A 14,219-nucleotide genomic window follows, 5' to 3' on the forward strand; every position below is an offset into this window, starting at 1 on the left:
CATCTTCAGTGCGCATCCCCTGCATGGGCCGCGCCTTCGAACTCATGCGCAGCTTCACGCGCATCCCGCCGCGCATCGCGTTCCTTGCGCACGCCGTTGAACACGATGTTCAACACGACCGCCGACACCGACGCCAGCAAAATCCCGCTATGGAGAATCGGCTCCAGTGCGTGCGGCAGTTGCGTGAAGAACTTCGGCGCGACGACCGGCACCATGCCCATCCCGACGCTCACCGCGACGATGAACAGGTTGTGCTGGTTCTTCGAGAAGTCCACGCGCGCCAGCGTCTTGATGCCGTTCGCCGCGACCATGCCGAACATCACGATGCCCGCGCCGCCGAGCACGAACGGCGGCACCGACGCCACGACCTGCGCCATCTTCGGAAAGAGACCGAGGACGACGAGAATCACGCCGCCCGTCGCGCAGACGAAGCGGCTCTTCACGCCCGTCACGCCGATCAGGCCGACGTTCTGCGAAAACGACGTATGCGGGAACGAGTTGAAGATGCCGCCGATCAGCGTGCCGAGTCCATCGACACGCAGGCCGCGCACGAGCGCCTTCTGATCGACCGGACGCTCGACGAGATCGCCGACCGCGAGGAACATGCCCGTCGATTCGATGAAGGTGACGAACATGACGATGACCATCGTCGCGACGGAGAGCGCATCGAAATGCGGCATGCCGAAGTGGAACGGCAGCACGATGCCGACCCACGGTGCGTGCGCGACGCCATCCATGTTCACACGGCCGAGCAGCGCGGCGATGACGAAGCCCGCGACGATCCCGAGCAGCACCGAAATATTCGCGATGAAGCCGCGCGCGAACTTGTTGATGAGCAGGATCAGCGAGAGCACGACGAGCGACAGCAGCAGAAACACCGGATTGCCGTATTCGGGATTGCCGACGCCGCCCGCCGCCCAGTTGATGCCGACGCCCATCAGCGAGAGACCGATCACCGCGATCACGGTGCCGACCACGACCGGCGGAAAGAAGCGCAACAGCTTGCCGATCATCGGCGCGAGGAAGATGCCGATCACGCCCGCCGCGATGGTCGCGCCGAACACGTCGAGAATGCCGAGCGAGGGATCGGTGCCGATCGCGACCATTGGGCCGACCGCCGCGAACGTGCAGCCCATGATGACCGGCAGGCGAATGCCGAAGATCCACAGCCCGAGCGTCTGAATCAAGGTGGCGACGCCGCACGAGAACAAATCGGCGCTGATGAGGAACGCGACCTGGTCTTTCGGCAGTCCCATCGCCGCGCCGAGAATGAGGGGCACCGCGACCGCGCCCGCGTACATCACGAGAACGTGCTGTATGCCGAGGGTCAGCAACTGACCGGCGGGCAGCCGTTCGTCGCACGGGTGCACGGACGGATTCACCGAACTTGAAGCCATGTCTCTCTCCTATGTACCTTCCATTTGAATGGCCTCCAAGGTAAGTGCATCGGAACGCGCGAACAAGACCACCCGGCGCTATACATCGCGTTTGCGCGTCGATATGGGTTTCGCGCGCCACCGATGGCGCGAACATGCGCAAGCCCTTGTCGCAAGGGGTTTGGCGCACATCGCGGGAAATTCGTCGCGTGACGAAAGGTCGCTTTCTTCGACCGCTCGTTATGATGTTCATCAGACGGCGCGTATAGTCCGTTTTTCGTGTTCATCGCGTGATCGCGGGGTATACCCGCGTTTTGCGCGTTTTCCCTGACGTGTTTTCAGACTCGGAATCCCATGCGTTTCTTAGGCATCGATCTCGGTACGGGCTCCTTGAAACTCGCCATCGTCGACGAAGACGGGCGCGAAACCGCAACGTCGAGCGCGGCCTATCCGGTGACGAGCGCGCAGCCCGGCTGGGCCGAAACCACCGTCGATGCGTGGTACTCCGCGCTCGTCGGCGCTGCTTCACGCCTACCCGCGAACGAGCGTGAAGCGGTGAGCGCAATCGGCTTTTCCGGGCAGATGCACGGCGTCGTGCCGACCGCCGCCGATGGCCACGCGCTGCGCGCCGCGATGCTCTGGCCCGACACGCGCGCCCGCGATCTGCTCGACGCATGGCGCGAGCCGCAGCCGAATCCGGTCGCGCCCGGCATGGCGGGGCCGCTGCTGCGTTGGTTGGCATCTCACGAACCGAAGATTGCGGACGCCACGCGCTGGGCGCTGCAGCCGAAGGACTGGTTGCGCGTGAAGCTCGGCGGAACCGCTCCTGCCCACTTCGTCACCGATGCATCCGATGCCTGCGCGACCGCGCTCGCGGCGCCATCGGGCGAATGGGACGATGCGCTCATCGACGCGCTCGGTTTGCCGCGCCGATGGTTCGCGCCGCTGGCGGCATCGCATGAAACGAGCGGCGTGTTGTCGGCGCAAGCGGCGGACGCGCTCGGCTTGCGCGCGGGCATTCCGATGGCCGTCGGCGCGGGCGATACGCCGTGCGCCGCGCTCGGCAGCGGGCTGTCGGCCGACGGCGACGCGCTGCTCACCACCGGCACCGGCGGCCAGATTGTCGTGATGTGCGCCGATGCGCCCGCGCCCGTGCACGGCCTGCACACGTATCGCGCGGCCACGGGCGCGTGGTATCGCATGGCGGCGATGCAGAATGTCGGCGTCGCGCTGGAAGCGGTGCGCGGCTGGCTCGGCTACGCGTCGTGGCCACAGGCCTACAACGATGCCTTCGCCGCGAACGCCAGCGCATCCGTGAGCTTCCTGCCGTACTTGAGCGGTGAGCGTTCTCCGTGGATGAACCCCGACGCGCGCGGCGGCTGGCTCGGACTCGGCCTCGACGACACACGCGGCACGATGATGCGCGCCGCGTTCGAAGGCGTGGCATTCGCATTGCGTGCCGGACTGGACGCGATTCGCGCGAACGGCGCGCCGCTCGATTCGATGCTGCTAGCGGGCGGCGGCTCCGTCGATGCGCGCTGGCGGCAGTTGCTCGCCGACGCGTTGCGCGTCGAGCTGCACGCCGTCGATTGCCCGAACGCGGCGACGCGAGGCGCGGCGATTCTCGGCGGCATCGCGGCGGGCCATTGGCGCATCGGCGATCTCGCATCGCTCGCACCCACGGCGACGCTCGTCGCGACGCCGCGTGCGAACGCATCGCTCGACGCACGGCTCGCGCGTTTCATCGATCTGTACAAGCGCGCCGAAGACTGGTTCACGATCGGGCGCGAGTCCGCTTAAACTTTCGTAGCTTCGACCCCGATGTCATTCGCGTCGGGGATCATGAAGCGTCGCTTCATATGAGCGGTAACCGAAGCGCGCTTCGTCAAGACAACGTCAAACTCAGCCATGTCCGCACCTTCGCCGTCACATCCCGATTTCCGCGCGCGCGCGTTTCTGCTCGATCACGCGTTGCGCACGATGACCTTCTATCACCCGCACTGCATGGACCCGGCGGGCGGCTTCTTCCACTACTACAAGAACGACGGCACGATCTACGACCGCGCCTCGCGACATCTCGTGTCGAGCACGCGCTTCGTCTTCAACTACGCGATGGCGTACAAGCACTTCGGTCTCGATGAATATCGAGGCGGCGTCGCGCATGGCATCGAATACTTGCGCGAGTTCCATCGCAATCCGCAGACGGGCGGCTATGCGTGGACGCTCAACGGACGCGACGTCACCGATGCGACCAACCATTGCTACGGCCTCGCGTTCGTCGTGCTCGCGTATGCGAAGGCGGTCGAAGCGGGATTCGACGAGGCGCGCGCGTGGCTCGACGAAACCTGGAATCTGATGGAGACGCGCTTCTGGGATGCAGAGCACGGTCTCTACAAGGACGAAGCGACCGCCGACTGGCAGGTGTCGGACTATCGCGGCCAGAACGCGAACATGCACGCCTGCGAGGCGCTGCTCGCCGCGTTCGAAGCGACGGGCGAAGCGCGCTATCTCGACCGCGCGGCCTTGCTCGCCGATAACATGGTGAACCGTCAGGCCGCGCTCGCGGGCGGCCTCGTCTGGGAACACTACAAGCCGGACTGGTCGATCGACTGGGATTACAACAAGGGCGACCGCAGCAACATCTTCAGGCCGTGGGGCTTTCAGCCGGGGCATCAGACCGAATGGGCGAAGCTGCTGCTGATCCTCGACCGTCATCGCCCTGAAACGTGGCACGTCACGCGTGCGCGCGAGTTGTTCGACCGCGCGCTGGAACTCTCGTGGGACCACGAGCACGGCGGGATGGTGTACGGCTTCGATCCCGACGGCAAGTTCTACGACGAGGACAAATATTTCTGGGTTCAGGCGGAATCGCTCGCGGCTGCCGCGCTGCTCGCGGACCACGCACAACGCGACGGCGACGCCGCGCTCGCCGCGCGTTACTGGAGCGATTACGACCGCCTGTGGACTTATAGCTGGGAGCATTTCGTCGATCACAAGTGGGGCGCGTGGTATCGCATCCTCACGCGCGACAACCGCCAGTACAGCGACGAAAAGAGCCCGGCCGGAAAGGTCGACTATCACACGATGGGCGCATGCTACGAAGTCCTGAACGTCGTGCGCTGAACGAGAATCCGCATCATTGAGACCCAAGGAGCCGAACGATGAAAACGAAAGCAGCAATCGCATGGGAAGCCGGCAAGCCGTTGACGATCGAGGAAGTCGATCTCGAAGGCCCGCGCGCGGGTGAAGTCCTGATCGAAGTCAAGGCGACGGGCATCTGTCACACCGATTACTACACGCTCTCGGGCGCGGATCCGGAAGGCATCTTTCCGGCGATTCTCGGCCATGAAGGCGCGGGCGTGATCGTCGATGTCGGGCCGGGCGTCGGCACGTTGAGAAAGGGCGATCACGTCATTCCGCTGTATACGCCGGAATGCCGCCAGTGCAAGTTCTGCCTGTCGCGCAAGACGAATCTCTGTCAGGCGATTCGCGCGACGCAAGGCAAAGGTCTGATGCCCGATGCGACTTCGCGTTTCTCGCTCGATGGCAAGCCGTTGTTCCATTACATGGGCACGTCGACGTTTTCGAATTACATCGTCGTGCCTGAGATCGCGGTCGCGAAAGTGCGTGAAGACGCGCCGTTCGACAAGATCTGCTACATCGGCTGCGGTGTGACGACAGGCGTCGGTGCGGTCGTGTATTCGGCGAAAGTCGAGGCGGGCGCGAATGTCGTCGTGTTCGGTCTCGGCGGCATCGGGCTGAACGTGATTCAGGGCGCGAAGATGGTGGGCGCGGACAAGATCATCGGCGTCGATATCAATCCGGGCCGCGTCGAACTCGCGAAGAAGTTCGGCATGACCCACTTCATCAACCCGAAGGAAGTCGAGAACGTCGTCGACCATATCGTGCAGCTCACCGATGGCGGCGCGGATTATTCCTTCGAGTGCGTCGGCAATGTGAAGCTCATGCGTCAGGCGCTCGAATGCACGCACAAGGGCTGGGGGCAGTCGTTCATCATCGGCGTGGCGGCGGCGGGCGAGGAGATCAGCACGCGCCCGTTCCAGCTCGTCACTGGCCGCGAATGGAAAGGCTCGGCGTTCGGCGGCGCGCGCGGGCGCACGGACGTGCCGAAGATCGTCGACTGGTATATGGAAGGCAAGATCAATATCGACGATCTGATCACGCATCATCTCAAGCTGGAGCAGATCAACGACGGCTTCGACCTGATGAAGAAAGGCGAGTCGATTCGTTCCGTCGTTATCTATTGAGCGAGGAAAACGCCATGCTGGAACTCGTGGAAGAACATCGTTGCTTCGACGGCGTGCAGCGCATCTATCGGCACGAATCGCAGACGATCGGCTTGCCGATGCGGTTCTCCGTGTTTCTACCTGCGCGGGCGTCGTCCGGCAAGGTGCCTGCGCTGTTTTATCTCGCCGGCCTCACCTGCACCGAAGAGACGTTCCCGATCAAGGCGGGCGCGCAGCGTTACGCGGCGGAACACGGCATTGCGCTGATCGCGCCGGATACGAGTCCGCGCGGCGCGGATATTCCCGGCGAGACGGACGCATGGGATTTCGGCGTCGGCGCGGGTTTTTATGTCGATGCGACGCGCGAGCCCTGGGCGGTGCGTTATCGCATGTATTCGTATGTGACGCAGGAATTACGTGAAACGGTGGTTTCGGCGTTGCCGGTGCGGGAGGATCGTATCGGCATCTTCGGGCATTCTATGGGCGGTCATGGGGCGCTCGTGCTTGCGTTGCGCAATCCTGAGTTGTACAGGTCGGTGTCGGCGTTCGCGCCGATCGCGGTGCCGTCGCAATGTCCCTGGGGCGTGAAGGCGTTTTCGGGCTATCTCGGGGATGATCGCGACACGTGGAAGCAGTACGATGCGAGCGAACTCATCAAGGGGGATGCCGCCAGGCGGTTCGAAGGCGGCATTCTCGTCGATCAAGGGTTGGCGGATCAGTTTCTTGCCGAGCAGTTGCATCCCGATGTGTTTGAGCGCAACGCGCGGGAGGCGGGGCATGAGGTGACTGTGCGTCGGCATGAAGGGTATGACCATGGCTATTTCTTCATTTCGACGTTCGTCGGGGAGCATGTGGCGCATCATGCGCGGGTTTTGTGCCTTTGACTGTTTTGCTGGATCCAGGTTTGTTTTTGATTTATTAGCACTGCCCCGCACAGGGGCAGTGCTAATAAACGGACACGAAAACGGGATCCGGCGACCTCAGAACCACGAACCCTTCAATGCCCGCGCCGCCCAAGCAAACTAACGCCATAGACGATTGCGGCGAGCATGGTAATCCAGAAGCTCGTCGGCCAATCGGTATAGAACGCGAGAGCAAGCCCAACCCACGCTTGCCCGAGCGCAAACAAGGCCGCTAAAACCAATCCCGACGATAACCGCGTCGTCACATTCTGCGCCGCGGCCGCAGGCCCGACCATCAACGCAAACACCAAAAGCACCCCAACGATCTGCGTACACGCAGCAACCGCGAGCGCAGTGATCGCGAGAAACAGCACAGAAACGAGCCGCAACGACACACCTTTGGCTTCCGCAAGCTCCGGCTGCAACGACGCGAACAGCAAAGGCCGCATGATGAAGCCGAGGGCCCCTAAACTCACGACGGCAAGCCCCGCCAGCACGACGAGCGTCTCATGACTCACACCGAGCACGTTACCGAAGAGCAGCGCCGTAGCCTGCGTCGCATACGCGGTGAAGAAATGCAGAAACAACAAGCCGAAGCCGAGCGATAGCGAAAGGATCACGCCGATCGCCACATCGCGGCCCGACAGGCGTTCGCCGAGCGCGCCCATCCCGACTCCGGCCGCGAGCGTGAAGCCCACCATTCCCCATAGCGGCGACATGCCGAGCAGCACCGCACCCGTCGCGCCGGTGAAGCCGACGTGCGACAGCGCGTGACCCGCGAAAGTCTGCCCGCGCAGCACGAGAAAATACCCGACGATCCCCGATAGCACCGCGACGATCCCCGACGCCGCGAACGCATTCACCATGAAGTCATATTCGAACATTGTGCTTTCTATTTGGCGTGGCTATGGCTATGGCTGTGACCGTGCGCATGGTCATGCTCGTGTTCATGCTCATGCTCCTCGCCTTCTTCGTGCGCGTGATCGAGCTTGTCGATCTCGACATCGCCAGACATCACGAAGATGCGGCCGTTCACGCGCATCACGTCGATAGGCGATCCGTACAGCCGCGACAGCACCGGCCTGGAGATGACTTCATCGACAGTGCCGAGCGCGGCGCGCCCGCTGCCGAGATAGAGCACGCGGTCGAGCGAATTCAACAGCGGATTGAGTTCGTGCGCTGAAAACAGCACGGTGATGTTCAGTTCGCGCTGCACCCGCCGCACGAGTTCGACGACGCCCGTCTGATGACGCGGATCGAGACTGATGAGCGGTTCGTCGAGCAAGAGGAGGCGAGGATTGCCGAGCAGACATTGCGCGAGCAACAGACGCTGGCGCTCGCCGCCCGACAGTTCCGACAACGGACGCGAAGCCAGCTGATGCGCGCCGACGAGTTCGAGCACGCGCTCGACATCGGCGCGGATGCGCGCGTTGCGATGCGGCAGGCCCCAATGATGCCCGTCGGCGGCCATCGCGACGAAATCGCGGCCCAGCACGCGCCGGTTGGCGAGTCCGGTGCGAATCTGCGGCATATAACCGATCGACGCATTGCCGCGCACGACCGCTTCGCCGTTCACGCGGATCGTCCCGCTTTTGAGCGGCACGAGGCCGAGCAGCGCGCGCATCAGCGTGGTCTTGCCCGCGCCGTTCGGACCGAGCACGCCGATGAACTCGCCGTTGCGCACCGTGAAGCTCGTGTCGTTGAGTATCTCGCGCCCGCCGAGCGCGAGCGTCACGCGATCGACTTCGAGCGCCGCTTGCGTCGTTGCGGCAGCAGTCATCGTTGCCATCCTTGCAGCGCGCCCGACAGCGTGTCGAGTTGCGACTGCATCCATTGCTGATACGTCTGTTTCGCGGGCAGCGTCTCCGTCACGCTGATGCTCGGCACATGCCCGTCCTTCGCGATGTTGAGCAGGCGCTTCGTCAGCGCGCCCGTCGCCTGGCTGTTGTAGATGAGCACGTGCACGCGACGCTCGCGTAAATCTTTTTCGAACGCGGCGATATCGGCGGGGCTCGGCTCGGTCTCGTTCATCGATGCCATCTGGAAGCGCAGGTTGCGCATCTCGAAGCCGATGGCATCGGCCATGTAGCCGAACACCGGCTCGGTCGCCGTGACGGGCACGCCCTTGTAGCGCGACTTCAGTTGCGCGACGGTCGCGTCGATCGGCTTCATCGAATCGAGGAAGGCAGCGAGGCGCGCGTCGTAATCGCTCTTGTGCGACGGGTCGGCGCTCGAGAGATACGCACTCACCGCCTTTGCGACGACGGGCATCGTCGCCGGGTCGTACCAGAGATGCGGATTGTCGCCCGCCTTCTTGCCGACGAGCTTCGCCACGACGATCACGGTGCGCTTGTCGTTGTTCTTCGATGCGGCGAGCAGCTTGTCCATCCACGGATCGTAATCCGCGCCGTTATAGACGACGAGCGCCGCGTGCTGCAACGCGCGCGCGGTTTTCGGGCTCGCTTCGAAGAGATGCGGGTCTTCGTCCGGATTGCTGAGGATGCTCGTCACCTGCACGTGATCGCCGCCGAGCTGGCGGATGACGTCGCCGTAGAAGTTTTCCGCCGCGACGACCGGCACGCGCGCGGTCTGTGCCGATGCCGTGTTGCACAAGCCGAGCGCGATGGCGAAGCAGGTCAGGACGTGCGCGAATTTCATCGGTTTCCTTTGTGGATGAGTTGTTCTCGACGTGAAGCGATTCAGACGCCGCGATGTTTTCGCTGGCAATCGGCGCATAAGCCGCTCAGCTCGACGACCTGGTGATGCACCTTAAAGCCGTGCGCCGGCGGACTCGCGGACAGCGACGAAGCGAGCTCGCGGCCCTGGATTTCGAGCGTTTCGCCGCAATCGTCGCAGATGAGGAACTGGCTCTCGTGCGGCTTGCCGGCGTCGCAACACGCGATGAACGCGTTCTTCGATTCGATGCGATGCACGAAGCCGTTCTCGACGAGAAAATCCAGCGCGCGATACACGGTGGTCGGCGGCACGCGCGCGCCGCGCTGCGGCTCCATCGCGTCGATGAGGTCGTAGGCGCCGATCGGCTTGTGCGCCTTTAGCACGAGTTCGTAGACCTGGCGGCGCAGCGGTGTGAGCGCGACGCCGCGCTCGACGGCGAGCGCTTCGGCGCGGGCAAGCATGGTTTCGACTGATGCGGTCATGGTTGTGTCGGGCGCCGGAGCGCGGCGTGTCTGAGGGCAGGTGTGCCCGAGATACGCACGATGGCGAAATTGGCAGAATTGGGACCGATACAATATATCATATCAAGCATCCTGCCGCTCGTCGAGTTCGACCCCCGATCGAAATTAGAGGTAAGGTCGATAGCTTTAGCGTTAGCTGATATTGTTTTCGCCAGTCACCGAACTATGGTGAAGAGTGACCGCGAGATTTGGTAGAGTTTCGGTGAGCCGCGCGAGGGACGTACACCGCCAAGCCGCGACGAAAGTGGCGGAAATCGCAGGGTAAAGCGAGACGAAACTCTCTGTAGGAGACGCGGCTATGCGCTTACCGTCGATCCGCTTCCAAACTCCGGACCAGGATTAGCGAAAGCCCGAAGCCTGCGCTGTGAAAATCGACAGAGCCGTCAGTGAAATTGAAGTAATAGAAAGTGCCGGGAATGGCTGCTGTCGAGGTCCAGAAATTTGCGCCTTCGCCGAAGTCGGACAGTGCGATATCGGGAAACGCTCTGGTATCGATCTTGGGACCCTCGCATGTATGCATGCGAATTGTGTCCAATTCACGGCCTGTAGGAACACGCCATCCGGGACCTGCCCGTTGCGCCGCCTGCCGTGCTTCGCTCTGACTCAATCCTGTTGGCCGGCCGGTGCATCGTTGTCCTTGTTTGCTCCATACCCTGCCCACGGCACATCGTTTCCAAATCAGGCCGACTTTTCGGTTGATAGCGAGATCGCCTTGCAGCGCGAGGTCTTTATCGAAGCCGTGAATGCAAGCAGCCATGCTCGCGGAGCACGGCACAAATGACAAAAGGAATGCCAAGGACAACGACGATCTCAATCTCGCGGTTTTCATCGTGCTCGTTTCATTTCGAATGTGGGAGCAGCCGGCCGGCGAGCGCGTCACGCATGATCGCGTAGATAAGCGGGTCGTTCGTGACGCGAATGCGGCCAGTGTGTATGAGCTTATGTCCGATCAAGGTCTCGCCACGAACGAATTGGCAGTTGTCGAAACAACTCAACGTTCCGCTGCTCGCGCCATCCTGAAATCGGACGATCGGTTCCCTGTCCTTGTTCGTGCCCACGTACCAGACCAACACCAAGTCTTGCACTTCGACGTCATCCCCTGGCACTTTCGCATACTCGAACGCATCGCCCTTCCGGCCGACGTAATAATGATCGGATGTCGACGATGTCGACGCGCGCTCGGCAGACGGTCCTTCGATTGCCGGGTTCCCAAGTGCCGGATGCGCAACGAAAAGCGCTGGAAGCAGCACCAGCCGTAGCGTTAGAACGCGAAGAAGCAGGCTCATGCCATGACACATCATATGCGAGCTTGCTGTTGACGTGGATTGCCCGCGAGGCTCCTGGCCTCGAGGTCGATATGCTGAGCCCGGACAAATTCCTCCATGGTTCGCCATTTCACGACCTCGTTCGGTAGTCCGTAGGCGAGTTCGTTGTCTTTCGGCTCATCATAGGTATCGGGCGTGCTCGAGAAGTGTGTCTTTCGCCATGCCAATGCGACGAGTTGTTTTCCTCCGCCCGGCTGCACTTTGAATACGCGCATCCATACGGGATGCTCGTCGAGCGCGGACACTTCGGAGTTGCCGTCATCGTGCATGGCGGAGGCTCGCGTCCAGCCGACGACGATAATCTTCACCGTCCTCCCGGTTCGATCAAGCTGCTCCTGCCGGCGGACCTGTTTGCCCAGCAGTTCGAAGCGGGACACGGGTACATGCGAGCCGGCCAGAAAGTATTCCGCGACGACCCAGTCCCCGCCCGAGGAAACGATAGGCACGTCCCGGCGCCGGTCATAAGCGTAAATTTCGGTCAGGTGCGACAGAAGCGTCTGCGGAACGTGAGAGCCGGGGAAAGAGTAGCGGGCCGGTTTGAAGTCGCCAGTTTCAGAAGCAATCGAGTTGGCGGCGTTCATATCGAGCTTCAACTCCTGCGGCTGCAAACTGATTGAGACCAGCCGCCCATTTGTGACACGCGCGACGTAGGACGGATGCGACGATTGAACCGTCTTGGTCGATTGCGTAGTCGACGTCGAAGGTGCAGCGCCAGCATGTTTCGATAGGGCGACGAACGCAACGGCGAGCAACAGTGTCCTGAGCCAGAATTTCATTGTTCGGAATCCTCAGCCGGTGGAAGGTGATCGAAATCTCGTTTGGTGGCGGAAGAGCAGCGATTTCCCATCGCGTACTTGACTTCCTCGATGCCGCTGTTGCCTGCTTGACACAACCATTTGATGGCCTCGCGGCAATTCACGGGAGTGCCGCTTCCGTTCGCATACAGGTAAGCGACGATCATTGAGGCTTCCACGTCGCCATGTTCGGCGGCGCTCAGGAACCAGGCGAACGCTTTCGTCGAATCTTTCTCGGTGCGCTTGCCGGTCAGGTAGGCCGCCCCGTTATCGAATCGCACTTCGTTCAACATCGCCTGGTTGTCGTGCGAAGCAGCGTGGCCGTCGCTGGGAGGATTTTTCGGCATTCTCTCGCTGGAGCGAAAAGCGATCACGTTTTCGATGTCCGCCCAGGTCACGATGCTTCGCGGCACCCGACTTTCGGACGTGCACGACGCCGATCGAGACAAGGCTTCCTGGCGCACGTTCAGAAGCATCAAGCAGAGCGCGGCTTGCCGCAACGTGCGCAAGGTTGACGTCAGGCCTGACGTGGATGAGCGGATCATTTCAAGCCCGCGGCAAACAACTCCCGATACATTTGCCGGGCCGCTGGGAGACATGACTTCAGTTCTTCGATCATGTTGCGCGCGACGATGCTCTTCGTGTGTGCAAACGCCTGCGGCGAATAGCCGGCGAGCCGCTGCGCCCAGTGCAGCGCGGTGGACGTCAGATCTTGGTCACGCACTGCCGAAGTGATCAGGTTGTACTGCATGGCGGAAATCGCGCCGATCTCCCGGCAACCGTAGATCATCTCCGTGGCCACGCCGTACGAGACGAAGTGTCGAAGGATAGTCGCGCCTACCGCGCACCCCACGCCCTGTGTGAGTTCCGGCTCGCCGAATTGCGCGCCGTATGCGGCGACTCGAACGTCGCAGAGCAACGCAAGTTGCAGGCCTTGTCCTTTGACGTCGCCTTGAGTGGCGGCGACGATAGGTTTTGGACAATTCAGCAGCGCAAGGTAAAGCGCGATGACGCTGTCCAGCCAGGCGTCGACATCGGCTTCGCAGCGGATTCTGCAAACATCGCGGATGTCTCCGCCTCCGCAGAACGATGCGCCGGGAGGACCCGATAGGATCAGTGACGCAATAGCGGGGTCGCGGCTCGCTGCCTCGATTGCGCGGACGGTTTTGAGACGTGCATTCATATCCAGATAGTTGGCCGGGGTCGAGCCATCGAGCGTCAATTGAACGACCTTCGAGGAAGGATGTTCGACGTGAACGAGATTCTCCGTGAAGCTGATTGTTTCCACAGTCTCCTCCAGACTGACGAGCCTCCGCGCGGACGTAGCCTATCAGGCAACATACACTGGATTGTCGAATGCAAGCTAAAAATATACTTCGGGTGACAAAATAATGCAGCGTTGCATCCGGACTGGATGAAACGCTGCTGGGGGATTAAATGCTGAATGCGTCGGACCGGTCTAACCCTTAACCGAGAGCGACGTCGCGAACCGGACCGCCTGTGGCCGTCTCCGCCGTTTGTCCGCGCCACAGGACGCGTTCAATGGCAGGATCGTTGAACTCCTCGCGTTCGTGAATGCTTCGGCGGTTGTCGGCGATCAGCAGATCACCTTCTTTCCAGTAGTGCGTGTAGGTATAACGCGGATTCTTGAAGAACTTCGACAAGTCGCTAAAGAACTTGTGCGTTTCATACGCCGAGAAGCCGACGATGCGTGGTTCCCAGCTCGCCGGTTGGCCCTCGTCGAAGGGGAAGTAAAGCAGCATCTTCCTCACCCATCCAAGGTCGGTAAAGACGGGTACCTTGAACCACCCATCCGGCGAAACGTCTACGTAGTAACCCCGCTCGGTGACGCGCACTTCGAACGTCTCGTTTTCGAGTACGTCGCGCAGGTGAGTCGGCATCTCCTCGACGGCGAGAACGTGATCCGTCACGAGTGTCGCGCCGCGGAATTTCATATTCTTGATGCGCGCGCCATAGAGAAAAACAAGATCGACCTGACTCAGCAGAAGGCCGCCGTCGGCATGGTAAGGCAACTGACCGCGTCCGGTGACGATCTTCTTCTTGTCGCCATCGAGCTCGAGGGTATCCCGATAGCCGTAGCCGACCTTTTCGCGCTCGTTTACGTACGCGACGATATTGCCGTAAGCCGAATACAGCTTCAGGAAATCTTGTTTTTGAAGGTCGAGCCCCCTGACCAGCGCAAATCCCTTTTCTTTAAGGATCTCCTTGATGTTCTCGGGATCTGCAGCCAGAAAGGCGTCCCGGTTCATCAAGGCACCGAATCCCGAAGGCAACAGGGACTCTTTTTCGTAAAGACGTACACGTGTATCCATTTGCTTCTCCTTCTTGAGGTGAAAAAGTATTTGCGAAAGATTTCC

The 14,219-nt window shown here is 61.6% G+C and carries 15 protein-coding genes; 5 read left to right on the top strand and 10 right to left on the bottom strand.

The window, feature by feature from the left end; translation table 11 throughout:
- Positions 1 to 5 precede the first annotated feature (5 nt).
- Complete coding sequence (locus NCS28_RS02380) at positions 6 to 1,397, bottom strand: nucleobase:cation symporter-2 family protein (protein WP_250512281.1); 1,392 nt, start codon at positions 1,395 to 1,397, stop codon at positions 6 to 8.
- A gap of 333 nt (positions 1,398 to 1,730) precedes the next feature.
- Here NCS28_RS02380 and NCS28_RS02385 point away from each other — a divergent pair, with 333 nt between their 5' ends.
- The 4 genes from NCS28_RS02385 (at position 1,731) to fghA (ending at position 6,507) form a co-directional block, all read left to right on the top strand.
- Positions 1,731 to 3,176, top strand: coding sequence for a xylulokinase (locus NCS28_RS02385; RefSeq protein WP_250512282.1), 1,446 nt, complete (start codon positions 1,731 to 1,733; stop codon positions 3,174 to 3,176).
- Positions 3,177 to 3,284: 108 nt separating this feature from the next.
- Complete coding sequence (locus NCS28_RS02390; protein ID WP_250512283.1) at positions 3,285 to 4,499, top strand: AGE family epimerase/isomerase; 1,215 nt, start codon at positions 3,285 to 3,287, stop codon at positions 4,497 to 4,499.
- Between the two features lie 38 nt (positions 4,500 to 4,537).
- Positions 4,538 to 5,644 (top strand): S-(hydroxymethyl)glutathione dehydrogenase/class III alcohol dehydrogenase, encoded by a 1,107-nt coding sequence (locus NCS28_RS02395; protein ID WP_106854644.1) that lies wholly within the window; start codon positions 4,538 to 4,540, stop codon positions 5,642 to 5,644.
- Between the two features lie 14 nt (positions 5,645 to 5,658).
- Positions 5,659 to 6,507 carry an S-formylglutathione hydrolase gene (gene fghA / locus NCS28_RS02400; RefSeq protein WP_250512284.1) on the top strand — a complete coding sequence of 283 codons (849 nt, stop codon included), beginning with the start codon at positions 5,659 to 5,661 and terminating at the stop codon, positions 6,505 to 6,507.
- Between the two features lie 113 nt (positions 6,508 to 6,620).
- On the opposite strand, the gene NCS28_RS02405 is transcribed toward fghA, so the two are convergent.
- From NCS28_RS02405 to NCS28_RS02425, 5 genes are all read right to left on the bottom strand, one after another.
- A complete protein-coding gene (locus NCS28_RS02405) occupies positions 6,621 to 7,409 on the bottom strand; it encodes a metal ABC transporter permease (protein WP_250512285.1) in 789 nt (262 codons plus the stop codon).
- 8 nt (positions 7,410 to 7,417) lie between these two features.
- Positions 7,418 to 8,305 carry an ATP-binding cassette domain-containing protein gene (locus tag NCS28_RS02410; protein WP_502801138.1) on the bottom strand — a complete coding sequence of 296 codons (888 nt, stop codon included), beginning with the start codon at positions 8,303 to 8,305 and terminating at the stop codon, positions 7,418 to 7,420.
- On the bottom strand, positions 8,302 to 9,183 hold the full coding sequence (locus tag NCS28_RS02415; RefSeq protein WP_250512287.1) for a metal ABC transporter solute-binding protein: 882 nt from the start codon (positions 9,181 to 9,183) through the stop codon (positions 8,302 to 8,304). The genes NCS28_RS02410 and NCS28_RS02415 overlap by 4 nt, the downstream gene beginning before the upstream one ends.
- Before the next feature lie 41 nt (positions 9,184 to 9,224).
- On the bottom strand, positions 9,225 to 9,683 hold the full coding sequence (locus NCS28_RS02420; protein WP_250512288.1) for a Fur family transcriptional regulator: 459 nt from the start codon (positions 9,681 to 9,683) through the stop codon (positions 9,225 to 9,227).
- A 343-nt stretch (positions 9,684 to 10,026) separates the two neighbouring features.
- Entirely contained in the window at positions 10,027 to 10,479 is a 453-nt protein-coding gene (locus tag NCS28_RS02425) for an Lcl C-terminal domain-containing protein (protein WP_250512289.1), read from the bottom strand.
- Between NCS28_RS02425 and NCS28_RS02430 the strand changes: the two genes are divergently transcribed.
- Positions 10,466 to 10,981, top strand: a complete 516-nt coding sequence (locus tag NCS28_RS02430) for a hypothetical protein (RefSeq protein ID WP_250512290.1) — start codon at positions 10,466 to 10,468, stop codon at positions 10,979 to 10,981. The genes NCS28_RS02425 and NCS28_RS02430 overlap by 14 nt on opposite strands.
- 38 nt (positions 10,982 to 11,019) lie before the next feature.
- Here NCS28_RS02430 and NCS28_RS02435 read toward each other — a convergent pair whose 3' ends face one another.
- The 4 genes from NCS28_RS02435 to NCS28_RS02450 form a co-directional block, all read right to left on the bottom strand.
- Positions 11,020 to 11,823 carry a hypothetical protein gene (locus NCS28_RS02435; protein WP_250512291.1) on the bottom strand — a complete coding sequence of 268 codons (804 nt, stop codon included), beginning with the start codon at positions 11,821 to 11,823 and terminating at the stop codon, positions 11,020 to 11,022.
- Positions 11,820 to 12,317 carry a tetratricopeptide repeat protein gene (locus NCS28_RS02440; protein ID WP_250512292.1) on the bottom strand — a complete coding sequence of 166 codons (498 nt, stop codon included), beginning with the start codon at positions 12,315 to 12,317 and terminating at the stop codon, positions 11,820 to 11,822. The genes NCS28_RS02435 and NCS28_RS02440 overlap by 4 nt, the downstream gene beginning before the upstream one ends.
- 65 nt (positions 12,318 to 12,382) lie before the next feature.
- Positions 12,383 to 13,129, bottom strand: a complete 747-nt coding sequence (locus NCS28_RS02445) for an enoyl-CoA hydratase/isomerase family protein (RefSeq protein ID WP_250512293.1) — start codon at positions 13,127 to 13,129, stop codon at positions 12,383 to 12,385.
- 178 nt (positions 13,130 to 13,307) lie between these two features.
- Entirely contained in the window at positions 13,308 to 14,174 is an 867-nt protein-coding gene (locus NCS28_RS02450; protein WP_250512294.1) for a TauD/TfdA dioxygenase family protein, read from the bottom strand.
- Positions 14,175 to 14,219: the final 45 nt, after the last annotated feature.

Origin of the sequence: Caballeronia sp. INDeC2, assembly GCF_023631325.1 — a bacterium.
Lineage (GTDB): Bacteria > Pseudomonadota > Gammaproteobacteria > Burkholderiales > Burkholderiaceae > Caballeronia.